The sequence below is a fragment of the Actinokineospora sp. UV203 genome (assembly GCF_056323665.1).
The window spans coordinates 1633242-1658286 of record NZ_CM150484.1; the positions used below are offsets into that span (position 1 = coordinate 1633242).

General features: G+C 69.9%; 24 protein-coding genes and 1 pseudogene. 10 read left to right on the plus strand and 15 right to left on the minus strand.

Annotation, left to right across the window (positions count from 1 at the left end):
* Positions 1 to 96: 96 nt before the first annotated feature.
* Entirely contained in the window at positions 97 to 2061 is a 1965-nt protein-coding gene (locus ACUZ2Y_RS07305; RefSeq protein WP_476328200.1) for an ABC1 kinase family protein, read from the plus strand.
* Here ACUZ2Y_RS07305 and mug read toward each other — a convergent pair.
* The 7 genes from mug to uvrA all read right to left on the minus strand — a co-directional run bounded on the left by mug (position 2015) and on the right by uvrA (position 11418).
* Positions 2015 to 2554, minus strand: coding sequence for a G/U mismatch-specific DNA glycosylase (mug, locus tag ACUZ2Y_RS07310; protein WP_476328202.1), 540 nt, complete (start codon positions 2552 to 2554; stop codon positions 2015 to 2017). The genes ACUZ2Y_RS07305 and mug overlap by 47 nt on opposite strands.
* Before the next feature lie 126 nt (positions 2555 to 2680).
* Complete coding sequence (locus tag ACUZ2Y_RS07315; protein WP_476328204.1) at positions 2681 to 3583, minus strand: esterase/lipase family protein; 903 nt, start codon at positions 3581 to 3583, stop codon at positions 2681 to 2683.
* A gap of 183 nt (positions 3584 to 3766) precedes the next feature.
* Positions 3767 to 4270, minus strand: coding sequence for a methylated-DNA--[protein]-cysteine S-methyltransferase (locus ACUZ2Y_RS07320; RefSeq protein ID WP_476331642.1), 504 nt, complete (start codon positions 4268 to 4270; stop codon positions 3767 to 3769).
* Between the two features lie 38 nt (positions 4271 to 4308).
* A complete protein-coding gene (locus ACUZ2Y_RS07325) occupies positions 4309 to 5799 on the minus strand; it encodes an AlkA N-terminal domain-containing protein (protein ID WP_476328206.1) in 1491 nt (496 codons plus the stop codon).
* Between the two features lie 92 nt (positions 5800 to 5891).
* Positions 5892 to 8237 (minus strand): YcaO-like family protein, encoded by a 2346-nt coding sequence (locus ACUZ2Y_RS07330; RefSeq protein ID WP_476328208.1) that lies wholly within the window; start codon positions 8235 to 8237, stop codon positions 5892 to 5894.
* 37 nt (positions 8238 to 8274) lie between these two features.
* Positions 8275 to 8508 (minus strand): hypothetical protein, encoded by a 234-nt coding sequence (locus tag ACUZ2Y_RS07335; RefSeq protein ID WP_091383855.1) that lies wholly within the window; start codon positions 8506 to 8508, stop codon positions 8275 to 8277.
* Positions 8509 to 8565: 57 nt separating this feature from the next.
* A complete protein-coding gene (uvrA, locus tag ACUZ2Y_RS07340; RefSeq protein WP_476328211.1) occupies positions 8566 to 11418 on the minus strand; it encodes an excinuclease ABC subunit UvrA in 2853 nt (950 codons plus the stop codon).
* Positions 11419 to 11657: 239 nt separating this feature from the next.
* Between uvrA and ACUZ2Y_RS07345 the strand changes: the two genes are divergently transcribed.
* Positions 11658 to 12410, plus strand: coding sequence for a maleylpyruvate isomerase family mycothiol-dependent enzyme (locus ACUZ2Y_RS07345; protein WP_476328213.1), 753 nt, complete (start codon positions 11658 to 11660; stop codon positions 12408 to 12410).
* A 140-nt stretch (positions 12411 to 12550) separates the two neighbouring features.
* Here ACUZ2Y_RS07345 and ACUZ2Y_RS07350 read toward each other — a convergent pair whose 3' ends face one another.
* Positions 12551 to 13789 carry an acyltransferase family protein gene (locus tag ACUZ2Y_RS07350; RefSeq protein ID WP_476328215.1) on the minus strand — a complete coding sequence of 413 codons (1239 nt, stop codon included), beginning with the start codon at positions 13787 to 13789 and terminating at the stop codon, positions 12551 to 12553.
* A 122-nt stretch (positions 13790 to 13911) separates the two neighbouring features.
* Here ACUZ2Y_RS07350 and ACUZ2Y_RS07355 point away from each other — a divergent pair, with 122 nt between their 5' ends.
* From ACUZ2Y_RS07355 to ACUZ2Y_RS07365, 3 genes and pseudogenes are all read left to right on the plus strand, one after another.
* Entirely contained in the window at positions 13912 to 14616 is a 705-nt protein-coding gene (locus tag ACUZ2Y_RS07355; RefSeq protein WP_476328217.1) for an MBL fold metallo-hydrolase, read from the plus strand.
* 202 nt (positions 14617 to 14818) lie between these two features.
* Positions 14819 to 16072 carry an ATP-binding protein gene (locus tag ACUZ2Y_RS07360; protein ID WP_476328219.1) on the plus strand — a complete coding sequence of 418 codons (1254 nt, stop codon included), beginning with the start codon at positions 14819 to 14821 and terminating at the stop codon, positions 16070 to 16072.
* A gap of 26 nt (positions 16073 to 16098) precedes the next feature.
* Positions 16099 to 16290: pseudogene (locus ACUZ2Y_RS07365) on the plus strand (MBL fold metallo-hydrolase); the annotation flags it as partial.
* 15 nt (positions 16291 to 16305) lie between these two features.
* On the opposite strand, the gene ACUZ2Y_RS07370 reads toward ACUZ2Y_RS07365, so the two are convergent.
* Positions 16306 to 16728, minus strand: a complete 423-nt coding sequence (locus tag ACUZ2Y_RS07370; RefSeq protein ID WP_476328221.1) for a hypothetical protein — start codon at positions 16726 to 16728, stop codon at positions 16306 to 16308.
* Between the two features lie 166 nt (positions 16729 to 16894).
* Here ACUZ2Y_RS07370 and ACUZ2Y_RS07375 point away from each other — a divergent pair, with 166 nt between their 5' ends.
* Positions 16895 to 17416 (plus strand): TrmH family RNA methyltransferase, encoded by a 522-nt coding sequence (locus tag ACUZ2Y_RS07375; protein ID WP_476328223.1) that lies wholly within the window; start codon positions 16895 to 16897, stop codon positions 17414 to 17416.
* A gap of 71 nt (positions 17417 to 17487) precedes the next feature.
* A complete protein-coding gene (locus tag ACUZ2Y_RS07380) occupies positions 17488 to 18588 on the plus strand; it encodes an NAD(P)/FAD-dependent oxidoreductase (RefSeq protein ID WP_476328225.1) in 1101 nt (366 codons plus the stop codon).
* Between the two features lie 42 nt (positions 18589 to 18630).
* Here the strand turns inward: ACUZ2Y_RS07380 and ACUZ2Y_RS07385 are convergent, their stop codons facing one another.
* Both ACUZ2Y_RS07385 and ACUZ2Y_RS07390 read right to left on the minus strand, forming a co-directional pair.
* Entirely contained in the window at positions 18631 to 19095 is a 465-nt protein-coding gene (locus ACUZ2Y_RS07385) for an SRPBCC family protein (protein ID WP_476328227.1), read from the minus strand.
* Positions 19092 to 19454 (minus strand): ArsR/SmtB family transcription factor, encoded by a 363-nt coding sequence (locus tag ACUZ2Y_RS07390; RefSeq protein ID WP_476328229.1) that lies wholly within the window; start codon positions 19452 to 19454, stop codon positions 19092 to 19094. Before ACUZ2Y_RS07390 ends, ACUZ2Y_RS07385 begins: the two co-directional genes overlap by 4 nt.
* Before the next feature lie 71 nt (positions 19455 to 19525).
* On the opposite strand from ACUZ2Y_RS07390, the gene ACUZ2Y_RS07395 reads away from it, so the two are divergent.
* Positions 19526 to 19810 (plus strand): putative quinol monooxygenase, encoded by a 285-nt coding sequence (locus tag ACUZ2Y_RS07395; RefSeq protein ID WP_476328231.1) that lies wholly within the window; start codon positions 19526 to 19528, stop codon positions 19808 to 19810.
* Between the two features lie 156 nt (positions 19811 to 19966).
* On the plus strand, positions 19967 to 20341 hold the full coding sequence (locus tag ACUZ2Y_RS07400; RefSeq protein WP_176926859.1) for an FKBP-type peptidyl-prolyl cis-trans isomerase: 375 nt from the start codon (positions 19967 to 19969) through the stop codon (positions 20339 to 20341).
* 193 nt (positions 20342 to 20534) lie between these two features.
* Here the strand turns inward: ACUZ2Y_RS07400 and ACUZ2Y_RS07405 are convergent, their stop codons facing one another.
* Positions 20535 to 21263: an alpha/beta fold hydrolase gene (locus ACUZ2Y_RS07405; protein ID WP_476328234.1), complete on the minus strand. Its 729-nt coding sequence runs from the start codon at positions 21261 to 21263 to the stop codon at positions 20535 to 20537.
* A 47-nt stretch (positions 21264 to 21310) separates the two neighbouring features.
* Between ACUZ2Y_RS07405 and ACUZ2Y_RS07410 the strand changes: the two genes are divergently transcribed.
* Positions 21311 to 22597: a cytochrome P450 gene (locus tag ACUZ2Y_RS07410; protein WP_476328236.1), complete on the plus strand. Its 1287-nt coding sequence runs from the start codon at positions 21311 to 21313 to the stop codon at positions 22595 to 22597.
* A 25-nt stretch (positions 22598 to 22622) separates the two neighbouring features.
* Here the strand turns inward: ACUZ2Y_RS07410 and ACUZ2Y_RS07415 are convergent, their stop codons facing one another.
* From ACUZ2Y_RS07415 to ACUZ2Y_RS07425, 3 genes are all read right to left on the minus strand, one after another.
* Positions 22623 to 23162 carry a hypothetical protein gene (locus ACUZ2Y_RS07415; protein ID WP_476328238.1) on the minus strand — a complete coding sequence of 180 codons (540 nt, stop codon included), beginning with the start codon at positions 23160 to 23162 and terminating at the stop codon, positions 22623 to 22625.
* A gap of 450 nt (positions 23163 to 23612) precedes the next feature.
* Positions 23613 to 24008, minus strand: coding sequence for a class I SAM-dependent methyltransferase (locus tag ACUZ2Y_RS07420; protein ID WP_476328240.1), 396 nt, complete (start codon positions 24006 to 24008; stop codon positions 23613 to 23615).
* Positions 23998 to 25044, minus strand: coding sequence for a Gfo/Idh/MocA family oxidoreductase (locus ACUZ2Y_RS07425; protein ID WP_476328242.1), 1047 nt, complete (start codon positions 25042 to 25044; stop codon positions 23998 to 24000). Before ACUZ2Y_RS07425 ends, ACUZ2Y_RS07420 begins: the two co-directional genes overlap by 11 nt.
* Position 25045: the final 1 nt, after the last annotated feature.

Below are 25045 nucleotides of genomic sequence, written 5' to 3' on the forward strand. Positions count from 1 at the left end.
CTCCCCCGTAGGAGGGAGGACCGTCATCCGCCCGTGGGAGGCTCACGCGGCGGGCGCCGCGCGACGATTCGGCGCGTCAAATGGGGAAGGGAAGTAATGAACTACGTCCTGCTCAGTGTCTTCGGCTTCGTGGCGTTCGCGATCAGCGTCAAGGTCATGATCGTCGGCGCCCGGCGGACGCTCGGGGTGCATGTCGGAACGCTGCGGGCGGCGGTCTCCAGCCTGGTCGCCTGGAGTCTCGCGGGGGTGGTCGGCCAGGGGATGCAAGAGGTGCGGCCCGGGGACGAAGCCGCGGTGCTGCTGTTGATCATCCCGTTCTTCGGCGGGACGCTGCTGGTGGCGGTCGCGGTCCTGTTCGTCTGGGAGGTCGTCTGGCCCGCGGGAACCGGCCTTGGTCCACTCGGCTCGCTGCGCGCGATCCGCGGCCGGTGGTCACGGACCCGCCGCTACACCCGGATCACCGCGATCGCCGTGCGCCACGGGCTCGGCCCGTACCTGGCGGGCAAGCGGGAGGACAGCGGCCAGGCCCGGCTCGCCCGCTCGCTGCGGATCGCGCTGGAGGAAGGCGGGGTCACGTTCGTCAAGCTCGGGCAGGTGCTCTCCACCCGCGCCGACCTGCTGCCGCCGGAGTTCATCGACGAGCTGAGCCTGCTGCAGGACCGGGTCGCCCCGGTGTCGGCCGACGCGATCGACGCGGTGCTGCGCGCCGAGTTCGGCGCGGCGCCCGAGGACGTGTTCGCCGAGTTCGACACCACGCCGCTGGCGTCGGCGTCGATCGCCCAGGTGCACCGGGCGCGGCTGCGATCCGGCGCGGACGCGGTGGTCAAGGTCCAGCGGCCGGACGTGCGCGCGCAGGTCGAACTCGATCTCGACATCGTGCACCGGCTCGCCCGGACCCTGGAGTCCCGCACGTCCTGGGCGCGGTCGCTGGGCGTGGTCGACCTGGCCGACGGGTTCGCCCGCGCCTTGTTGGAGGAACTGGACTTCCGGATCGAGGCCCGCAACCTGACCACGGTCGCCGCGGCGTCCGGCGGGCACCTGCCCGACGCGGCGGTGCGGCTTCCACTGCTGCACGAGAGCACCGAGCGGGTCCTGGTCATGGAGCGGCTCGACGGCGTCCCGCTGCGCAAGGCGGCGGCCGTGCCCGACCCCGCTGGGGCGGCCCGCGAACTGCTGCACTGCCTGCTGCGTCAGGTGGTCCAGCACGGTGTGTTCCACGCCGACCCGCACCCGGGCAACATCTTGCTGCTGTCCGACGGTCGACTCGGGATGCTCGACTTCGGCTCCGTCGGCAGGCTCGACACCTCCCTGCGGACCGGCCTGCAGGACCTGCTGCTCGCCATCGACCGCGGTGACGCCGCCGCCCTGCGCGACGGTCTGCTGTCCGTGGTCGAGCGTCCCGCCGAGATCGACGAACGCAAGCTTGAGCGGGCACTCGGCGGCTTCATGGCCACGCACCTGCAGCACGGGTCCGAACCGGACATCACCATGTTCACCGACCTGTTCCGGCTGGTGACGTCGTTCGGCCTGGCCGTGCCGCCCGCGATCGCCGCCGTGTTCCGGGCGCTGACCACGATGGAGGGCACACTCGCGCGCCTGTCGCCCGGGTTCGACATCGTCCTGGAGTCACGTTCGTACATGGCCGCGCGCGTGGCAGGCCCCACCGCGGTGGCGGGTGCCCGGGAGATGGTCACCGGTGAGCTGATGGCCATGCTTCCCGTCCTGCGGCGGCTGCCGAGGCGAATCGACCGGATCAGTGGTGCGCTGGAAGAGGGGCGGCTCTCGGTCAACGTCCGGCTCTTCGCCGACGAACGCGACCGCGCGCTGGTGACCGGACTGCTCCACCAGGTCATCCTGGCGTTCATCGGGGCCACCGCGGGAATCATGGGCGTGCTGCTGCTCGGCAGTGCCGGTGGACCGCGGCTGCTGGGGGAAACCACGCTGTATCAAGGCATCGGCTACAACCTGCTGCTGATCAGCGCGCTCATCGGGCTGCGCTTGCTCTTCACGGTGTTCAGCCGCGCTCGCGAAGTGCCCGGAACTCCGCGGCGACATCGTTGAGCTGGAAGTGGGCGTTGAGCCCGCTCGGATTCGGGAGCACCCACAGCTTGGCTTCGCCGATCCGCTGGTCCTGCGGGCCGATCACCGCGTGCGGCACACCGAAGGCGACCCGGTAGGCGGTGACCCCGACGACGGCGACGGTGTGCGGGCGGTACTCGTCGACCACGGCGACCAGGCGTTCGCCACCTGCGGCCAGTTCCTCGGCGGCCAGCTCGTCGGCGCGCGCGGTCGCCCGGGCGACCAGGTTGGTCACGCCCAAGCCGAACTCGGGCAGCAGGTGTTGCTCCTCGGGGCGCAGCAGCCGCGGGGTGAAGCCGGACAGGTGCAGGGCGGGCCAGAAGCGGTTGCCGGGCCGGGCGAAGTGGTGCCCGGTGGCCGCGGAGTACAGGCTCGGGTTGATGCCGCAGAACATCACGGCGAGACCCGGCGCGAGGACGTCGGGAATGGTGCGGTCACGGGCGGCGGCGAGTTGGGCGCGGGTTGGCGGAGACACGCCTTCCATGGGACCAGAACTCGATCAAGCTCGCCACCGGGCCGCCGGGTCGTCACATCCCTCACCGTTGCCAGTACACGGGAAAGCCGCACCTGAGAGCAGGTGCGGCTTCCCGGTGGCGAGCACTCAGAGGCAGGCGACGACGGCGGGCAGGCGCGAGTCGAGCTCGTGGATCGTCTGCTGGATCACCAGCGGGTCCCAGGCGATCCCGATGTGCTCGACCGGGTCGACCGGGCACATGTCCTGCACCAGCTTGTTCTTCACGTTCGACGCCGGGGCCAGCCACGCCGAGGTGTACGGGGTGACGACCTCGTCGTAGCGGGTCTGGATCACCGTGTACCTCACCGCCGGGTTCGTCTCCCCACCGGCGTTGAGCTGCGTGAGGAAGTCCGAACCCGCGAACTGCTGGCCGCACGCCGGGCACTGGGTGTCGATGAACGACTTCGCCAACGGGATGGAGGTCAGCAGGTTCGACAGGCCCGCGACCGTCGTGCCGTGGTTGGACGGCGACAGCGCGACCAGCTTGTCGACCTTGCTCGCGCCGCCGAGGTTCTTGATGTAGTAGCGCGGCATCATGCCGCCCTGCGAGTGCCCGACGATGTCCACCTTGGACGCGCCGGTCTTGGCCAGCACCTGATCGATGAACGCGGAGAGTTCCTTCGCCGAGGTCGGGATGTCACCGGTGCCGTTGATGGTCCGGGTCGGGTCGACGCTGCCGTAGTTCAGGGCGAACACGCAGAATCCCGCGGCCCGCAGCGCGGGCGACATCGTGCCCCAGTTGTCGTACATGTTCTCGAACGTCCCGTGCACCAGCACGACCGGCCGCGGGTGCAGGAAACTCAGCGGACACCCGAAGTTGTTCGCACCCGGCGGGGTCGCGTTCGGGTTCGCCACCGAGTACTCGTAGGCGCTCTGGAAGGTCGTGGGAGCGTCGGCGGCCGAAGCGGGCCCGATCGTGGCGACCCCAGTGCCCGCGGCCAGTGCGACGGCGGCGGCGATCAGGGACCAGCGGGTGGGACGCGATCTCATGGTGGCTTCCTTGAGGTGACTGGACGAACGTTGGCCTGGACCCCTCGGCGGCGACCGGCCGGTGGGCCCGACGCCGCCGAGGAAATTACTCCGTTCGGCCGGTAAGGGAAGTCACGTTTTGTCCACCGCCGATTCTTTGTCACAACCACACAAGAAGTCGCGTGTGGATCACTCCACCTGTGCTCAGACCTCGGCCTTGAGCCCTCGTTCGAAGTCGAGCAGGAAGCGCTTGCGGGGCAGGCCGCCGCCGTAGCCGGTCAGGTCGCCGCTCGACCCGACCACCCGGTGGCACGGCACGATCAGGCCGATCGGGTTCTTGCCGTTGGCCAGCCCCACCGCCCGCGACGCGGAGGGCTTGCCCAGCTGGGCCGCCAACTCGCCGTAGGAAACGGTTTCGCCATACGGAATCTCGCAGAGCCGCGTCCACACACGCCGCTGGAACTCCGTGCCCGCCGCGAACGCCATGGGCAGGTCAAAGCGCTTGCGAGCGCCCGCGAAGTACTCGCCGAGTTGGGTGATCACCTCGCCGAACGGCTCGGCGTCGCGCTCGCCGAAGGACTCCTCCGGCGGGCGGTGCCGCTGCTGTTCCATGTAGAGGCCGGACAGGACGCCTGCGGTGGCGACCAGGGTCAGTGCGCCGACGGGACTGTCGACCACGGTGTGCACGCGGGTGGTCGTGCCGGACATCGTGCCGGACATGGTGTCGAACATTGCGCCGGACACTGTCATTTGTCTCTCCTTGGTTCGGGCATGCGGTTGATGGCGTGGTCGCCCGCGCCCCACAGGTATTGCGTCGCGTACGCGCGCCACGGCCGCCAGGCCTGGGCGTGCGCGGTGAGTGCTTTCGGGTCGACGGGCAGGCCCAGGGCGGCCGCGGCCAGCTTGACCCCGAGGTCGCCGGGGACGAAGGCGTCCGGGTCGCCGAGGGCGCGCATGGCGATCATCTCGACGGTCCACGGCCCGAATCCGGGCAGGTCGGAGAGGGCTTGGCGGGCGGCGTGCCAGTCGCTGCCGACACCGAGGTCGAGGTCGCCCGCGGCTAGGGCGGCGACCAGCGTGGTGAGCGTCCGCCTGCGGGACTGGGGCATGGCGAGCGTCTCCGGGTCGATCCCGGCGAGCGCCTCCGGGGTGGGGAACAGGTGGGTGAGGCCGCCTGCCGGGTCGTCGATCGGGTCGCCGTGGGCGGTGACCAGTCGGGCCGCGTGGGTGCGGGCGGCGGCGGTCGACACCTGCTGGCCGAGGACGGCGCGGACGGCGAACTCGGCCGAGCAGACCGTGCGCGGGACCCGCCTGCCGGGGTCCTTCGCGACCAGCGGGGCCAGGAGCGGGTCGGCGGCGAGCAGTTCGTCGACGGCCACCGGGTCGGCGTCGAGGTCGAGCAGCCACCGGCAGCGGCTGATCGCCAGCGCGAGGTCGCGCAGGTCGGAGAGCATCAGCTTGCAGCCGATGTGCTCCGGGTGCGGGCGCAAGTCGACGATCGCCGGGCCGTGCGGCAGGCGGATCGTGCGCCGGTACGCGCCGTCGCGCCACTCCTCGACACCGGGCACGCCCGTGGCCGCGAGATGGCCGAACAGGTTGTCCGGGCACAGCGGCGCGCGGAACGGGAGCCGCAACGTCAGCGTGGTCGACGGCGCCCCGTCCGGCTTCCCCGCCGGACGCACCCGCAGTCGCAGCTCCGTGGGCGACTGGGCGAACACCTCGCGGACCGTGTCGTTGAACGTGCGCACACTGGCGAACCCGGCGGCAGGCGCGACCACCGCCATCGGCAAGGCGGTGGTCTCGATCAGCAGCCGGGCCGTCTGGGCGCGCTGGGCCCGGGCGATGGCCAGCGGACCCGCGCCGAGCTCGGCTTGGAGCTGCCGCTCGATCTGCCGCACGCTGTAGCCCAGCCTGCGCGCCAAGCCGGGCACGCCCTCGGCGTCGACGACGCCGTCGGCGATCAGCCGCATCGCCCGGGCCACCAGGTCGGCCCGCTCGTTCCACTGTGGAGAGCCGGGACTGGCATCGGGCCTGCATCGCTTGCAGGCGCGGAAACCAGCCTGCTGGGCCGCCGCCGCGCTCGGGTAGAAGCGCATGTTGCGGACCTTCGGCGGAACCACGGGACAGCTGGGGCGGCAGTAGATCCGGGTGGTCAGGACGGCGGTGAAGAACCAGCCGTCGAACCGTGCGTCCTTCGATTGCACGGCTCGCACGCAACGCTCCACCTCGGTGTACATGCGACCAGTCTTCCCCAGGCCACCGACACCGGCTGGCGGGAAAACGACACCACGGTCGGGGGCGAGGGTGCCGTCGTTTTCTTGCCGGCCCGCTACCAGATGGGGTGGACGTGCATGCGGTTCGCCGCCGGGGTGCTGCCGCGCAGGCGGGCCACGACCGAGCGGTCGTTGCCGTGGCCGTAGCTGATCGGCTGCAGGTCGGGGCTCACCGCGCGGACCACCCGGAACGGCCCCATCGCGACGTCGGCGCTCGTCACGTCGACCACGGCCACCCGGACCTTCGCCGAGCCCAGGACGTGGGCGAGGTCGGTGACCGACGACTCGGCGACGGGTTCGCGCAGGTCGCGCAGTCGGGATGTGCCGCCGCAGCGGAGCCGGTCGAAGGCGGCGACGCGGTCGAGCGGGAAGTAGTAGGCGGCGTGGTCGAGCATGTCGCGCACGTCCTCCGGGCATTTCGGCACCGGGCGCTCCCGCATGAGGCCCGCCAGGTGCGACGCGGTCTGCGCGAGTTCGAGCACCGCGGCCCGGATCGCCGCGCGCGGCGACCTGTCGGCCCCGAGCCCCAGGGTCGCGCCGGGCCTGCGCTTGCCGTCGCCGAGGGCCAGCGCGGCGGCGGTGACGCCGTACATGCTGGTGGGCAGCAGGTACACCTCGATGGTGACGCCCTGCGTGCGCAGCGCCTCGACGATGGCGGCCAGGTCCGGGTCGAGGGTGTCGTCGAGTTCGACGAACCGGCCTTTGGCTCCGGTCAGCCACGCGGCCATCATCGCGTCGCGCTCGATGAGTTCCAGGACCGCCCGGACGGTGGCCGACTCGGCGTCGGTGCCCGCGGCGAGGCCGTTGGAGGTGCCCTGGCAGATCAGGTGCTCGGGCAGCAGCGTCATCGCCAAGTAGGTGAAGACGGCGGGGACCCAGACGGGCCGGTCGGTGCCCAGCCAGGTGCCGCGGACCCACGGGTGGTCGGTCCGGCGGTCGAACGCGGCGAACGCGAACCCGGCGCGGGCGTGGCTTTCCGGTTCGTACAAAGGGAATTCGCGGGGGTCGAGCACATCCCCGGCCAGGTCGGCGGGCCGGGCCCACACCAGCCGGTCGGCCTCGGGCAGCGACGGCGCGTACCGCTCGACCGCCTCCCCCACCGCGGACAGGATCGCCTCGGCCTGGGTGGCGCCCTTGCCCCAGCCGATCGGCAGTGCCCGTGCCCGCCCCTCGGTGTCCACGTGGTGCGGTGGCGCCGCCGTGGCGACAAAGGGCAGGTCGGGTCCGGTGCCGAGCGGCTGGGTGAGGGAGATCCACGGGATGACGCCGGTCAGCGGGTCCACCCAGCCTGCCAGCGCCTCCAGCAGGGCGGCCGGGTCGTCGCCGTCGGGAAGCCCCACGGTGCCGATCCCCTCGGCGCCGCCGCAGACGTCGCACGAGGGCAAGGGGATCACGCGGTGCCACACGACTTCGCCGTCGACCACCTCGGCGACGTGGTCGACGAGTTCGCGGGCGCCGTTTCGGAGGAGGGCGACGACTCGGTCGGCTTGCGGGTCGGGGAGGTCGAGACTGCCCGCGTAGCTGCCGTGGCTGCCGGACCGTTCGGTGATGTCGTCGATCAGCTTGTCGCGGACGACGGCGGTCTTGTCCGGGTCATCCGGCGGGGTGATGCGGCCGTACAGGAGGCCCGACACAGCGGCGGTGCGCTCCACATCGTCATCGGCCGCGATGATGACCGATCGCGCCACGGCCGTGGTTCGCTCCACGTCGTCATCGGCCGCGGTGATGACCGATCGCGCCACGGCCGTGGTTCGCTCCACGTCGTCATCGGCGGCCACGATGATCGATCCCGCCACCGCCATGGTTCGTTCCACATCGTCATCCGCCCCGAGGACAGCGGATCGCGCGACGCCGGAGGTGCGGTCCGGGTCGTCGACGGTCGTGCCCGACACAGCGGAAGTGCGGTCCGGGTCGTCGACGGTCGTGCCCGACACAGCGGACGTGCGGTCCGGGTCGTCGACGGTCGTGCCCGACACAGCGGAGGTGCGGTCCGGGTCGTCGGCGATGGTGCCCGAGCCGGTCCGAACTGGGGCGTCCACAGTGTTCACGTCGGGTTTCGCGGCGGGTCGGCGGAGGGCGACACCCCTCGCCGAGTCGGCGACGGCGATGTGCGCGACCTGGGGGGCGACCGCGCCGAACGAAGCCGCCTTGGCGGCGAGCATGCGCCGGCGCGCGCACTCCGCGCAGCCGGGGTGGCCGGGGGCGGACAGCGGGCCCACCAAGACCCGCTCGCCGTCGAACGTCAGCGCGACCGCGGGAAGCCGGGCGGAGCGTGCCCACCGACCGAACGGGGTCAAGTCCTCCTCGGCCGCGGCCACGTGGATCGCGAGCCTCGCCGTCGGTGGCGGCACGCAGCCGGGGCCGCTGTAGACCACGACCGCGTCCCCGAGTGCCTGTCGCACCCGGGTCAGCGTCGTTGTCTCGCGGCTGGTGGCCTGGTCAGCCCGCACGCACCGCCCCCAAGTCCAAGGCGTGTCGAGGGCGGCCATGGGTCACCAGGGTGAACTCGGCGGGCGCGGTGATCCCCTTGAGGACCTCCCAGAACCGCAGTTCCTCGTCGCCGCCACCGCGCAGCGCCTGGGGCGCGGCGGTGGCCCGCGACGGTGTGGCCACCCTCGCGACGAGTTCCCGGGTGTCTTGCATGGCGGCCTCCTGGTTGCGTACCTCAGTCATGAGGTAGGAGTCGGCAACCGGTCGAGAAATACATCATCCACCCGGGATCCTTGCAGGTCACATCACGTGCGCGAGGAACTCCCCGGTGTAACTGCCCTCGACCTTGACCACGTCCTCCGGCGTCCCCTCGGCGACGATCGTGCCGCCGCCCGAGCCGCCCTCCGGGCCCATGTCGACGATCCAGTCCGAAGTCTTGATCACGTCGAGGTTGTGCTCGATGACGATCACGGTGTTTCCCTTGTCCACCAAGCCGTTGATCACGCCGAGCAGCTTGCGGATGTCCTCGAAGTGCAGGCCGGTGGTCGGCTCGTCGAGGATGTAGACGGTCTTGCCGGTGGAGCGTTTCTGCAGTTCGCTGGCGAGCTTGACGCGCTGCGCCTCGCCGCCGGACAGGGTCGGCGCGGGCTGGCCGAGCCGGACGTAGCCGAGGCCGACGTCGACCAGGGTGGCCAGGTGCCGGTGGATGGCCTTGATCGGCTCGAAGAACGCCGCGGCCTCCTCGATCGGCATGTCGAGGACTTCGGCGATCGTCTTGCCCTTGTAGTGGACCTCAAGGGTCTCGCGGTTGTAGCGCGCGCCCTTGCAGACCTCGCAAGGCACGTAGACGTCCGGCAGGAAGTTCATCTCGATCTTGATCGTGCCGTCGCCCGCGCATGCCTCGCAGCGGCCGCCCTTGACGTTGAACGAGAAGCGCCCCGGCTGGTAGCCGCGGACCTTCGCCTCCGTGGTGGAGGCGAACAGCTTGCGGACGTGGTCGAACACGCCGGTGTAGGTCGCCGCGTTGGACCGCGGGGTGCGGCCGATCGGCGACTGGTCGACCTGCACGAGCTTGTCGACCTGGTCGAGCCCACGAATCCGCGTGTGCCGCCCGGGGACCTGGCGGGCGCCGTTGAGCTTGTTGGCCAGGACGGTCGCGAGGATGTCGTTGACCAGGGTGGACTTGCCCGAGCCGGACACGCCGGTGACGGAGACCAGGCAGCCCAGCGGGAACGACACGTCGATGCCGCGCAGGTTGTGCTCACGCGCGCCGACGACCGTGAGCTGGCGCTTCTTGTCGATCGTGCGGCGGACCAACGGCATCGGGATGACGCTGCGGCCGGAGAGATAGGCGCCAGTGAGCGACTCCTTGTTCTTCAACAGGTCCTTGAAAGTGCCGCTGTGCACGACCCGGCCGCCGTGCTCGCCCGCGCCCGGACCGATGTCGACGACCCAGTCGGACTGGCGGATGGTGTCCTCGTCGTGCTCGACCACGATCAGCGTGTTGCCCAGGTCGCGCAGCCGGATCAGGGTCGTCATGAGCCGGTGGTTGTCGCGCTGGTGCAGGCCGATCGACGGCTCGTCGAGCACGTAGAGCACACCGACGAGCCCGGACCCGATCTGCGTGGCCAGCCGGATGCGCTGCGCCTCGCCGCCGGACAGGGTGCCGGACGCGCGGTCGAGCGACAGGTAGTCGAGGCCGACGTCGAGCAGGAACCGCAGGCGCGCCTGGATTTCCTTGAGGACCGCGCCGGCGATCATCGTCTCGCGCTTGCCGAGCTTGAGGCCGTCGAGGAACGCCGAGCACTCGTTGATCGACATGGCTGAGATGTCCGCGATCGAGCGGTCGCCGTACTCGCCGTGGTGCAGCGTCACTGCAAGGATCTCAGGCTTGAGCCGCGAACCCTGGCACGAGGGACACGGCACCTCGCGCATGTAGCCCTCGTACTTCTCCCGCATGTACTCGGAGTCGGTCTGCTCCTGGCGCCGTTCGAGGAACGGGATCACGCCCTCGAAGGCCGCGTAATACGACCGCTCACGCCCGTACCGGTTCTTGTAGCGGACGTGGACCTGGTCGTCGACGCCGTGCAGGACCGCCTTCTGCGCCTTCGCGGGCAGCCGCCGCCACGGGGTGTCCGTCCGGAACCCGATGGTCTCGCCGAGCGCGGTGAGCAGCCGGACGAAGTACTCGGCGGTCTGGCCCCCCGCCCACGGCGCGATCGCGCCGTCTTCGAGCGAGAGCTCGTCGTCGGGGACGACCAGCTCCGGGTCGACCTCCTTCTTGATGCCGATACCCGAGCACACCGGGCACGCGCCGTACGGCGAGTTGAAGGAGAACGAACGCGGTTCCAAGTCCTCGACGCCGAGCGGGTGGCCGTTCGGGCAGGCGAGGTGCTCGGAGAAGCCCCGGATGCGGCCGGGGTCGTGCTCGGGAAGATCGACGAACTCGAGTTCGACGAGCCCGTCGGCCAGCTTGAGCGCGGTCTCCACCGAGTCGGTGAGGCGCTGCTTCGACGACGCCTTCACCGAGAGGCGGTCGACGATCACCGCGATGTCGTGCTTCTCCTGCTTCTTGAGCTTCGGCGGCTCGGTCAGTGGGTAGACCTTGCCGTCGACCAGCGCGCGCGAATAACCCTGCGTCTGCAGCTGGGAGAACAGGTCGATGTACTCGCCCTTGCGGCCGCGGATGACGGGCGCGAGCACCTGGAACTTCAGGCCCGACTCCATCGCCAGGACCTGGTCGACGATCTGCTGCGGGGTCTGCCTGCTGATCGCCTCGCCGCAGGTGGGGCAGTGCGGCTTGCCCGCGCGCGCGTAGAGCAGGCGAAGGTAGTCGTAGACCTCGGTGATCGTGCCGACCGTGGAACGCGGGTTGCGGCTGGTCGACTTCTGGTCGATCGAGACCGCGGGCGAGAGACCCTCGATGAAGTCGACGTCCGGCTTGTCCATCTGCCCGAGGAACTGCCGCGCGTAGGCCGACAGCGACTCGACGTACCGGCGCTGCCCCTCGGCGAAGATCGTGTCGAACGCGAGGCTGGACTTGCCCGAGCCCGACAGGCCGGTGAACACGATCAGGCTGTCCCTGGGCAGGTCGATGTCGACGCCGCGCAGGTTGTGCTCCCGGGCGCCGCGAACGACGAGGCGGTCGGCCACTGAGATCCCTTCGGTAGTGCTCTGAAATCGGGCAACGCGGCATCCGGGGAGGGATCGCACGCAGCAGGTTGAGTGGCCACTGGTGGCCGGCACCCATGCTAAAGCCGGGCACCGACAATTCTCGCGGACCGGCCGCGGCGATGCACCCGCGGAGCGGTACCCACGGGTAACCTCACTCACCTAGGCTGGTCCACGGGAGCACATCGCGCTCCGTTCACGCCAAGCATGTCGGGGTCCTCATGACTGGGTCGAACACGTCCGCCAACACCATGAACGGCACGACCACCGCGGCCACGCTGGCCGCCGTGCGCGAGGCCACGGCCGTCCTGACCGGTGTGGTCGAGAGATTCGCCGAGACCGACTTCACCCGGCCCAGCCTGCTGCCGGGGTGGACCCGCGGGCACGTGGTCACCCACCTCGCCCGCAACGCCGACGCCTTGGTCAACCTGCTGACCTGGGCGCGCACCGGCATCGAGCACGCGGCCTACCCGAGTTGGGCCGACCGAAACGCCGACATAGCCGCCGGCGCGAGCAGGCTCGGCCAGATCCAGCGCGAGGACCTGTTCGCCGCCTGCGACCGCTTCATGGTCGAGGCTACGCGGCTCGGTCACGAGGACTGGGCGGCGCGGGTGCTGAACTCCTCGGGAAGCCCGATCGCCGCCGCGCAGATTCCGCAGATGCGGCTCTTCGAGGTGTGGACCCACTTGGTCGACCTCGATTTCGAAGTGGGCTTCGACGCGGTCCCGACCGGCCACCTCGACTTGCTCCTGGACCGCGCGCTGCTCCCCTACCGGAGTCGGACCGACGGCCACCCGCTGCGGCTGACTGTCTCGCTGCCCGACGGAAGTCAGCGCAGCTGGGAGCTGGCCATCGCGCAGGACGGCGACAGCGAGGTGAGCGGCTCCGCGGCGGCCGCCCTGACCTGGCTGACCGGCCGCGGCACCCCTACCGACCTCGCCGGCCCCCTACCCGAACTGGGCGCCTGGGGCTAACTCGTTCACCCGCGCGAGTCGCCCCTCCCAGCAACTGAGTCGCCCCTTCCCGCAACCGAGTTCGACATTCGCTTGGCCTGAGCGTCGAATTCACTTGCTCGAAGGGGCGACTCGTTTGCTGGACGGGGCGACTCGCGGGGTCAGCGGAGCTGGGAGCCGGCCATGGCCCAGGACGGCAGTGCGGTGAGCGGGTCCGCGGCGGCCGGGTTGACCTGACGAGCCTGCCGCGGCAGGCCGTCAGGCGTGGTCAGGACTTGAGTCTGGGGCACCTGCGGGAGGTCGCGGATCGCCTCCACCACGGCGCTGCCCGCGACGCGCGCGCGGAGGAACATGTCGCCGGTGAGCCAGCGGTGGCACGGCTGCTCGACGAGTCGGGTCATCGCCCAGCCCAGCACCACGGCCATGACCACGCAGGCGAACAACCGGCCCCACGGTCCGACGCCCAGGTCGAGCAGGAAGCGGGCGAAGACGAAACCGAGTTCCTGGTGCACCAGGTAGACGCCGAACGAGATGCCGCCGAGCCAGCGGATGGGTGTGGCGAGCTGCCGCAGGCCCGGGATGTCCCAGTCCGGGCCGCCCGCAGCGGCGACGATGCAGGCGAGGATGACCCCGAACGCCACGGTCGACCAGGTGTCGACGAAGTAGGCGTGGGCGTCCTGCGCGACCAGGACGGCCGCGAGGTAGAGGGCGAGATGCTTGCCGGAGAACCGGTCGCGGGTCCACAGCCAGATCGCGATGCCCACGCCGAACAACGCCACCCGGTGCAGCGCCAGCCCGTCGAAGACCGACCGAATCCACTGCGCCGAGTCGACGTCGTCGCGCCAGACGAATCGGATCACCAGCGGCACCACCACCAGTGACCACAGCAGCCAGGGCAGCGCGGCGCCCCGCGTCCAGCGGCGCGGCCACAGCAGCGCGGCGGCGAAGAAGGCCATCACCTGCACGGGCAGCGTCCAGTAGGAGGCGTCGATCCAGTGGAAGGTCGGCGACCACGCCTGCACGAGCAGCAAGTTCGCGGCGAGGTCCGTGACATTGGGCACATACCACCCGAACGCGGGCGCGACGGCCCGGGAGACGCCGTAGGTGATCACCACCGCGAACAGGTACGCGGGCAGCAGCCGGGCGAGCCGGTTGCGCAGCCACGTGCCCGTCTCACCACGTCGGACGGTGACGCAGATGAAGAACGCGGAGATCACCAGCAGCGTGCTCGCGCCGAACTGCAAGGGCAGGACGAACGGGTACGGACCCAGCTCGGCGTGGTTGATCGGCGACTGGTGGGTGACGTGCTGGACGACGACCGAGTAGACGGCCAGCACCCTGATGACGTCCCAGCTCAGCTTGCGTGGGGACCGTGTTCGGATCTCTGTCTCTGAGTTCACGGGCTCGCAGGTGATCGGCGACTGTGGTCAGTTTCAGGTCAGTTGCAGCTCGGTTTCAGGTCACGCTCAGGTAACAGGGTACTGCCTGACCCGGTGCGCCGCCTTCGCGGGTGGAACCAACGGTGGCAGACAGACTACCGTCGGCGACCGTGGACCTCGTCGACGACTACACCGGCCATGTCGAGCCCGGTGGCCCCGCTGCCCGCCGCACACTGAACGCGCTGACGATCACCAAGGTGTCCGTCGGCCCGTTCGACAACAACGCCTATCTGCTCACCTGCCGCGCCACCCATGAGGCGCTGCTGATCGACGCCGCGGCCGACCCGGCCCGCCTCTCCGACGTCATCGGTTACGACCAGGACCGGCCCAGCCTGAAGACCATCGTCACCACGCACCAGCATGGCGACCACTGGCAGGCCCTCGGAGCGGTCGCCGGAGCCAACGGCGCCAACACGATCGCCCACGAACTGGACGCAGGCCCGCTGCCGATCCCGCCGGACCGCTTCGTGACCCAGGGCGACACGGTGACGGTCGGGCAGGTGGACCTGGAAGTGATCCACCTACGCGGTCACACACCGGGCTCCATCGCCCTGCTCTACCGCGACCCGGACGGCCACCCCCACCTGTTCACGGGCGACTCGTTGTTCCCGGGCGGTCCTGGGAAAACGGCCGACCCGGAGAAGTTCGCGTCGTTGATGGACGACCTGGAGTCGCGGATCTTCGGCGAACTGCCGGACGACACGTGGTTCTACCCTGGCCACGGCGACGACTCGACCCTGGGCGAACAACGACCGCACCTGACGGAGTGGCGAACTCGAGCCTGGTGACCGGGCGGTACGTGTGGAGTTCCCGTCGCTACTCGCGGTATAGAAGATTCCACACGTGCCCGGTTCCTCCGCCAAGGCACTCCTCTGGCGTCCCGCTCACCACAATCCAGGCGTCCAAGTAACCACATTTCAACCGTCTAGGTGACCACGAACGGTGCGTCACAATGACCGTTGATCTTGTGTTTGCGGCACAATCACCCCTATGAGCACGCCCCCGGGCCTGGTCCAGCGCCATGCCGAGTCACTGGTGACCGAAGCACTTGCGGACACCAGGGTCATCCTCGTCAACGGAGCCCGCCAGGCCGGCAAGAGCACCCTGACAAGATTGGCTGCAAGTCGCCGACCAACAACAGTGGTCCGACTCCTGGACGATCCAGCGACCCTGCGCGCGGCGAAGGACGACCCGACCGGATTCGTAGAACACGACACGCTCATGGTCATCGATGAGATCCAACTTGCGCCGGAGCTTCTCCAGCCGATCAAGGTGTCCGTCGACCTGGATCCGACGCCAGGGCGCTACCTTCTCACCGGCTCGTCACGCATCCTGGCGCTGCGGACCCTCCCGGATGCGCTCCCTGGCCGCATGGAAGTGATCGAACTCTGGCCGTTCTCGCAGGGGGAAATAGCGGGAGAACCAGATCGCTTCGTAGACGCGGCTTTTCGGCACGGCGACAGGATCGATCACTCGTCTACGCTGCGGCGGCGAGACTACTTGGACCGTGTCGTCGTCGGAGGTTTTCCCGAAGCCACACGCCGCACTCCACGCAGGCGAACCGCGTTCTTCGACTCCTACCTATCCACCCTGATCGAACGCGACGTGTTGAAGTTGGCGAGCATCGAGCGTCGCGGAGACCTGCTCAAACTTCTGGCGATGCTGGCCGGACGCGCTAGCGGCTTGTTGGTCCCCGCTACCTTGGCCGGCCAGTCCGGCATACCGCGAACCACTCTTGTGCGGTACCTGGAGTTGCTGGCCTCCGTCTTCCTCATCAAGAGCGTTCCAGCTTGGTCATCCGGGCAGACACAACGAGCTGTCGGCACACCCAAATTGGCCTTCGTGGACACGGGCGTCGCTTGCCACCTCATCGGACAGGACGCGTTCCGGCTCGGAGAGCCAGGTGGTGCCGCGGGCGCGATGATCGAAAACTTCGTCGTGATGGAACTTGCCCGGCAACTGACCTGGTCCGAGGAACGCGGTCGGCTGTACCACTACCGAACCAAGGACAAGGTCGAGGTCGATGCGGTGATCGAGACACCCGACGGCAGAGTCATCGGGATCGAAGTGAAGGCTGGAGCGACTGTCCGCACCGAAGACCTTGCCGGACTACGGAACCTGGCAAGCCGCCTCGGAGATCGATTCGTCGCAGGCTATGTGCTCTACACCGGCCAACAAACGTTGCCGTTCGGCGACAAGATCAAAGCTGTACCGCTCGACGCACTCTGGCGCCTTGCACCGTGAACGAATCACCTGTTCACCGTCAGTGTGATTCACGCTTCCCGGGTGGAGTCGGGAAGACGACGAAGCCCAAGGACTTCGAGTCTCTGATCAACGACGTCTCATCCCGAGTCTTCGACGTCCTCCCCGACGACACCTGGTTCTACCCGGGCCACGGCGCCGACTCGACGCTGGGAGAACAGCGCCCCCACCTCACCGAATGGCGCGAACGCGGCTGGTGAACGACGCGGGCCAGGTCAGCCGTCGTCGGGTTCGCGCCCGGTGACGGCCCTGGCCACGTCCACCCACCTCGGCTCCCGCCCTCGGTGCGGCGCCGTGCACTGGACGGCGAACGCGCTGACCGAGCGCCCCGACGCGAGGTCGAAGCGGACCCCTTTGTCCCCGGGCGGCACGGCAACCACCTCGGCAGCGGGAAAAGTGCTTGTACGCCAGGGGTTGACCACTCGCACGTGCCCGTCGGAGAGGACGACGCGCGCACGGAGCGCGGCCCAGGTGGCGGCGGCCAACGCGGCGACGAAGCCGCCCGCCCAGACCCAGTCCGCGAGCGGCATGCCGTCCTGCCAGTCGGGATTGAGCCAGCGGGGCTGCGCCATCAGGGCGATCACGCCGAGAAGCGCCGCCACCGCGAGGACGCGGACCCATCCGCGGACTCGCCACACACTCGATCCGTCACCGCCGGATCCTCCCACTCCTGAGGCGGTTGCTCTTTAGACGGTACGATCCGGTCGCCGCTGATCGCGGTGTGTCGACGATGGCCCCGGCGAGCCGCGAATCGCCGTGTGACATGGTGAAAACACCGCGCGGGAGGCGTTCCTCCGCCAGGCGATGAGCGGGCCCGCCATCCGGGTGCGCACCCCGTCCGAGATCCGCGACTCCCGCCGGTCCCGCAAACACTCCTGCTGGGACCACCTCTACGCCGCCCCGCTGTGGCCGCTGCACGGCGCCAACCTGGGCACGCTCGCCCGCACCTGCGACGCGGTCGGCGCGTGTCTGGCGCTGCCTCGCTTCCCCTGGGTTCCCGAGGCACTCGCCCGCGGCAACACCCTGCGCAAACCGCTGTGTGTGCACTGGACGGGCGACCCGCTCGGCTGGCTCGCCCGCCAACGCGGGCGCGGCGTGCGGATCGTCGGCGTCGAACTCGCCGATGAAGCCGTGCGGTTGGCGGACGTCGGTGCGGTCCGCAGCAAAACCGTGCTGGTGCTGGGACACGAACAGCACGGCATCCCGCCGGAGGCTTTGGACCTGCTCGACACCTGCGTGGAGATCCCGATGATCGGCATCGGCGCCAGTCTCAACGTCGCGGTCGCGGGTTCTTTGGCTCTCTACAAGCTGTCCGGGCTGATGTGACCCACATCCCACGATCCGCTGTCACATCTCCGCGCGCCACGGTGTCCATGTGGTGACGAACGGAGATGCACATGACGAAGCACATCGTGGTCCTCGGTGCCGGGTACTCCGGCCTCATCGCCGCCAAGCTGGCGGCCGGGCACGCCGACGCGGCGGTCACCCTGGTCAATGCCCGTGACCGGTTTGTCGAGCGGGTGCGAATGCACCAGCTCGCCGCCGGGCAAGAGCTGCGGGACCGGCGGCTGGCCGACCTCCTGGACGGCACCGGCGTCAGCCTCATCGTCGACCGGGTCACCGGGATCGACGCCGACGCCAAGACGGTCCGGCTCGCGAATCGCGCCGAGCCGCTCCCCTACGACACGCTGATCTACGCCCTCGGCAGCCAGGCTGACGTGGACTCCGTCCCCGGGGTCCGCGAGCACGCGGTGACGGTGGCCGGGTTCGAGCAGGCGTCCGGGGTTCGGGCGCACGGCACGGTAGCGGTGGTCGGCGGTGGGCTGACCGGGATCGAGGCCGCCACCGAGCTGGCCGAGACCTGCCCGGACCTCAAGGTCCGCCTCGTCACCGGCGGTGTCCTGGGTGGAGCGTTCTCGGAACGCGCCCGCTCGCATGTGCGGCGGGCGTTCGACCGGCTGCGCATCGACATCCGGGACGAGGTGCGGGTCGCGGAGGTCCGCGCCGACGGGGTGGTGTTGGCAGGCGGCGAGCACATCAGCGCCGACACCGTGGTGTGGACGACCGGGTTCCGGGTGTCGCCGCTGGCCCGCGAGGCCGGATTCGAGGCGGACGGGCACGGCCGAATGGTCGTGGACGACACCCTGCGGTCGGTGTCGCACCCGGACGTCTACGGCATCGGCGACGCGGCGGCGGCCCACATGTCGACCGGGCAGGAGCTGCGGATGGCTTGCGCCACCGGCATTCCGTGCGCGGTGTACGCCGTGCGAGCGATCGGTGACCGGATGGCCGGGAAGGAGGCCCGTCCACTGAAGTTTCGCTACTTCAACCAGTGCGTGAGCCTCGGCCGCCGCGACGGCCTGATCCAGTTCGTGCGGGCCGACGACAGCCCGACTGGGTCCGTCCTCACTGGACGGATAGCCGCGCTCTACAAGGAAGCCATTGTCAAGGGCGCCTTCCTGGCGCAGCGCCATCCACGGCTGGTGTCCATGCTGTAGTGACCGGGCTGGGCCGCGGGAACGCGGCCCAGCCCCCCGGAGTCACGCGGTGGCGTTCTCGCGGCTGAGTTCGGCGCCCAGGGCGGCGAGGAGCTCCACGGTGCCCTCTTCGCGGTACTTGGGCTGGTCGAGGCCGTCGAGGAAGGCGCCCTGTTCGGTGTAGGTGAGCAGGGTGCCGTCGCCCTTGGGGGTGAGTTCGACGGTCGCCAGCGACACCGAGATGCGCTGGTCGTCGGTGTACATCTCGTAGGACGACACGATGCGCTCGTTGGGCACGATGTCCTGATACCGGGCGCGCATGGTGTGAACCGGGCCGCCCTTGGGGCCGCCGCTGCTGGACTCCTCGCCGCCGACGCGGAAGTCGAGGCTCAGCGGGCTGTTCTCCCAGTCCGCCGGGCCTGCGAACCAGCGGGCCTTGAACTCCGGGTCGGCCCAGGCGTTGAAGACGCGCTCGGGGGTGGCCGGGTAGACGCGCTCGACGACGAAGGTCGTGTGGGTGACGCTCATGATTCTGTCCTTTGCTCTTCGGATTCCGGTTCTGGTGCGGTTTCGGCGAGGAAGTCCCCGAGCCGGTCGAGTCGGCTCTCCCAGGTCGCCTTGCGTTCGGTGATCCACTGTTCGGCCATGTTGAGCATCTTTGGCTCGATGCGGCAGGTGCGGACCCGTCCGACCTTTTCGGACTTCACCAGCCCGCTCGCTTCGAGGACCGCCAGGTGCTGCACCACCGCGGGCAGGGACATCGCCAGCGGTTTGGCCAGTTCGCTCACCGACGCCGGTCCCCTGCCCAACCGCTCGACCATGGTCCGCCTGCTCGGGTCGGCCAGGGCGTGGAAGACCTTGTCGAGGTCGCCGCGTTGGTTAAGCACATGCTTAAGTATTCACGGCCGGGCGCGGTTGTCAAGCGATACGTTGGGGGTCCACGGCGAACTGGAGGATCATGCTCATCATTTCCGGGCAAATGTATGTCGACCCCGACGAGCGTGCCGAGTATCTGGAGGGCTGCCGGATCGTGCTCGAGGAGGCGCGTGCGGCACCAGGGTGTCTCGACTTCGCGTTGTCCGCGGACCTGCTCGAACCGGGTCGTGTCAACGTGTACGAGCGGTGGGAGTCCGATGAGGATCTCGCCCGGTTCCGCGGCACCGGGCCGGACTCGGGGCAGTCGGCGGAGATCTTGGACGCGGCGGTGGCGAAGTACCGGATCTCGGCGGCCGAGGCGCCCTGAAAATGGGGTGCGACCCTGCCGTCGGGGGGTGACAGGGCCGCGATGTTGAAGTCGCCGGCCGGGCCCGCGGTGTTACGCCGGGTGGGTCGTCGAGCGTGGACGGTCCCGGTCGGGGGAAGATGGCGGCGACTGATCCGAAAATCGCAAGGAGTGAGCATGGCTTTGCAGAAGCCCGAGGTCGACCCGATCGAGGGCGCCCCGCCCGCGGACCTGGTGGTGGAGGACATCACCGTCGGCGACGGCGAGGAGGCCAAGCCCGGCCAGCTCGTCACGGTGCACTACGTCGGCGTCGCCCACTCGACCGGCGAGGAGTTCGACGCCTCCTGGAACCGCAACGACACGTTCAGCTTCCCGCTGGGCGGCGGCCGCGTCATCGCGGGCTGGGACCGCGGCGTGGCGGGCATGAAGGTCGGCGGCAGGCGCAAGCTGGTCATCCCGCCGCACCTGGGCTACGGCGACCGGGGCGCCGGTGGCGCCATCAAGCCGGGCGAGACCCTGATCTTCGTGGTCGACCTGGTCGGCGTGAACTAGTTCGCACGACCCCTGGGCTCCCGGTCCGCCGGGAGCCCAGGGACGGACACGGTCGTCGATCCTGCCGCGAGCAGCCTTCGCAGAGCGTCCGGTGAGACGATCAGCGGCCGTGGAGTGCCGACCGCGTGCCAAGCCGCCCTGCTCGCGGCCCGCCCGGTTCCGGCACATCTCTCCGGGAAGTCCCGCTCGATACTCAGACGACCGCGCTGAGGAGTTCCTCGAGCAGCGGCCGCAGCGCGTCCGGGTTCTCGACGTGGGGGCTGTGGCCGAGGCCGGGCAGGATCACCGGGTCCGCCACCAATGTCCGCAGGTGGTCCGCCGGGCTCATCGGGTCGGTCTCCCCCGCCGCCAGCCGCACCCGCCCCCGCGCCGCGCCGAGCAGGCTGGGGAGGTCCGGGCGGCCCACGGCGAAGGCGCCAGGGTCGAGGCTCTGCCGCCAGCCGTCCTCCTCCTCCACGACAAGCCTGCTGTCGATCGACACCGATGGCAGCCCGGCCACCTTGGCCGCGCGGTCGAGGGCTTCCTCGGGTGAGGCGAACAGCCGGGACGGCTTGGCCGCGAGCTGCGCGGATTTCGCGAGGTCGTCGGGTGTCCAGCTGACCTTGATGCCGATCCCGCACACCGCGGCCACCGGAACCCCGAACCAGCCGCTGGCCAGGGCCAAGCCGACCACGCCGCCGAGCGAGTGGCCGAGCACGACGACCGGCCCGTCGACCGACCCGGCCACCTCCGCGGCGAGTCCGCCGAAGGAGTAGCGGGCCAGGGCGGGCGAGTGACCGTGTCCCGGCAGGTCGGGGGCCACCCACCGGCCGGGCCACAGCGGTGTCACGCCCTCCCACACCTCGGCGGTCGCACCCAGCCCGTGCAGCAGCAGCAAGGTCGGCCCGTCGGCGCCGCCTCGCGAGACGTACAAGTTGTCCACGCGCTGATCTTGCCGCACGCGGCGCCGGGCGGTACAGAATGCGGGGCATGGACGCCGCGCCGATTCTCGACCCGGACACCTACGTGACCGCCGTGCCGCACGCTCTCCTGGCCGGCCTTCGCGATGAGGCCGCCGTCCGCTGGGTCGACGAGCCCGACGGCCCCGGGTTTTGGGCGGTCCTGCGGCACGCCGAGGTGCGCCACGTCCTGCGCACGCCGGAGGTCTATTCATCGCGGCTCGGGGCGACGCAGATCCGCGACCCGGCGCCGGAGGCGCTGGCCTACGTGCGCCGGATGATGCTCAACCAGGACCCGCCGGACCACTCGCGCCTACGCGGGCTGCTGACCAGGGCGTTCACCCCGCGGGCGCTGGCCCGGCTGGCCGACCGGATCGACGGCTGGGCGCGTGACCTCGTCATCCGGGCGGTGGAGCGCGGCGAGTTCGACTTCGCCAAGGACGTCGCCGCCGACCTGCCGCTGCTGACCCTGGCGGAGGTGTTCGGTGTGCCGGCCGAGGACCGGTGGCTGATGTTCGACTGGAGCAACCGGGTGATCGGCTTCCAGGACCCCGAGTACGCCGTGAGCGACACCGAGGGCGCGGGTTCGACCGACCTGGCCCGCCAGGCCCTGAGGTTGCGGCCCAAGGCGGGAGCCGACGGGCGCATGCCCGACCCGCGAACCCGCGACGGGATGCCCGACCTCTACGCCTACGCGAACGGGCTCGGCGAGATCAAGCGCTTGCATCCGGGCGAGGACGTCATGAGCACCCTGATGTCCCATGTGGACGACCAAGGCGGCCGGGTCTCGATCGAGGAATTCGAGAATCTGTTCTGGCTATTCTCGGTGGCGGGCAATGAGACACTCCGCAACGGCATTCCCGGTGGGATGATCGCTTTATTGTCCCATGTGGACTCTTATCGCCGGCTCAAAGCCGAACCCGATCTTCTCCCGAACGCCGTCGAGGAAATGCTGCGATGGTGGACCCCGGTGATGCATTTCCGCCGAACGGCCACAGTGGACACCGAACTCGCCGGGACACCGATCGCCGCGGGCACGAAGGTCGTCGTGTGGTTCTCTTCAGCGAACCGGGACGAGCGGGTCTTCCGCGACCCCGACCGGTTCGACATCACCCGACCCGCGGGCGAACACCTCAGCTTCGGCCACGGCCCGCACTTCTGCCTCGGCGCGCACCTCGCGCGGGTGCAGATGCGGGCGATGTTCCGGGCCGTCCTCGACCTTCCGTACCGGTTGACCCTCGCGGGCGAGCCGGTGCGGCTGCGGTCGAACTTCCAGAACGGGATCAAAAGCCTGCCGGTGGCCACGACCGCGTGGTGACGGCCGTGGCCACCGGGCGGTCAGGTCAGCAGCCGCCGCAGTTGTAGTACGTCACGTCCCAGTGGTTGCTCTCGAGGTAGTAGATGTTGCCCGAGCCGGAGCGCCACTGGTTGCCGCCGATGTAGCTGAAGTTGTTGCGGATGTAGTTGCCCACGCAGGTGTAGAGCGAGTAGTCGAGCTTGTAGCCGTTCCAGTGGCTGTAGGTGCCGCTGGCGTGGCCGGTCTCGGTGCCGCCGGTGATGTTGAGCGCGCAGCCGGAGACCCGCTTGAGCGTCTCCGCGCCTTGGACCGTGGTCAGGTTGATCTGCTCGAAGGACGTGCAGGTCGAGTTGTAGCGGTTGCTGCAGTTGCCGCTGGACGACCAGGTGATCCCGGCGGCGCGGAACCGGGCGGCGGCCTCGCTGTGGGAGAGCTTGGTGACCAGCACGCTCATCGGCGTGGCCGCCGACGGGGCGAACACGCGGTCCTTCTCCTCCACGGCGGCGGAAGCCTGCCCGGTGGCGAATAAGGAGCCGACGATGGCGGCCACGGCGACGATCGCGGCCTTGATCGGGGTGGTGCGCATGGAGTGTCCTTTCGGTGGGCAGCCCTGTTTTCACCCGGGGCGCTCCGGGCGTCGGAGGGTGTGCGGCAGCGGCGGGAACGCTTGTGCCCCAACGGACGCGGTGGGGACGACAGGGGAACGTCCGGTGGCGCGGCTAGCGAGATCGAGCGTAACCGGACGTGGTCCACCCGAGGCTAGGACGAATGGATGTTTCCCGACCGTTCGTCAGAAGTCAGGGGTTACGACGAACGTGTAGTGGGCGTGGACCGCATCCTGGCCGGTGTAGTTCGGGCCCGCCGCCGCGTCGGCGCCGAGGTAGGTGAAGGGCAACTAGACCGCCTCCCCGAAAATTTTAGGGTTGGTCACCTGCGTCTGAAAGATGCGGATTGGAGGTGGCCGTGGTCGGCTACCGTCACGGTCCCCTTAGGCGCCGGTTGCGCACGGCCGGGCCAATCCGACACCAACCGCGCCTTACCGGCGGACCGGCGTCGCCGAGGCCAGCAGACCGAGCCGGTCGCCGACGTAATGCAGCCCGTGGACGCAGGTGATCAGATCGAACCGGCCGTCGGTCTCCCAGTCGGAAAGCGATGCCACCCGCAGGTCGACCCGGCCGGGCGAGGACGCGAAGCAGTCCACGAGATCGACCCCGACCAGCGGCGCGGCACCCACCAGCCCGGACGCCTCGATCAAGGCACGACCGCTGCCGCAGCACAGATCCAGCCACCCGCCCGCACGCACCTCCGCGACCGGATCCACACCGAGTTCGCGTCGGTAGGAGTCCAGGCCGCGCCCGCGGTTCATCGCGTTGTTGGCCACCACCGACGACCGCGCGAGCGTCGTGCCGTCGACCAGGCCCTCAGAGCTCAACCGGGACCCCGGTGGCCGCCGACCGCAGCGCCGCCTCAAGGGTGTCCACCACCATCACCGACTCCGCGGGCGGCACCGGCGGCGGGCCGTCGCCACGGACGCGCGTGGCGACGGCCTGATAGAACGCCAGGTAGTCGCCCTTCTCCGTCGGCACCTTCCGCACGCCGTCGTCGGTAAGGACTTCACCCCACTGCGACTCCGGGTACACGCCGAAGCCCTCATCGGTGGGCAGCCTGCCCTCGACCGACGCCTTCTCCTGCGGGTCGAGACCCCAGCTCCGGTACCCCGCGTCCGCGCCCACGACGACGAACCGCGGCGCGACCGGCATGGTCACGCCGCTCATCCGCAGGTACGAGCGCACGCCGTTCGCATGGGTCAGCAGGACCGTGGCGTCCTGCGAGACGGGGACCGCCGGGTTCGGCGACCGGGTCTCGGCGAACACCGACACCGGCTTGCCGAACAGCACGATCGCCTGGTCGACCAGGTGGCTGCCCAGGTCGTAGAGGATGTCGGCGAGGTCGGCCGGGTCGGCGCTGACCTTCCACGACGTGCGGGTCTTGCGGGACGCGCGCTCGAAGCGGGACTCGAAGCGGCCGATCTCGCCGAGGGCTCCACTGGCGACCAAGTGCCGGACGGTGCGGAAATCGCCGTCCCAGCGCCGGTTCTGGAACACCGTGAACATCCGGCCCGCCCGCTCGGACCGCCGCACCAGGTCGCGGACCTCCGCGCCGGTCGCGGCCACCGGCTTGTCGACGACCACCGCCATCCCCGCGTCCAGCGCGGCGCGCGCCTGCTCGACGTGGAACCGGTTGGGCGAGGCCACCACCACGACGTCGATGTCCGTTCGCCGCCACAGTTCGTCCACAGTGGACAACACGGTCGCGTCCGGATACCGCTGACCCACTTCGGCGGCCCGCTCGGCCGAACTGGTCACCACGGCACCGACCCGCAGACCCGCGGCCGCCTCGACAAAAGGGGCATGGAAAGCACGGCCCGCGAGGCCGTACCCGATGATCGCTACTCGGAGGTCGTCCACC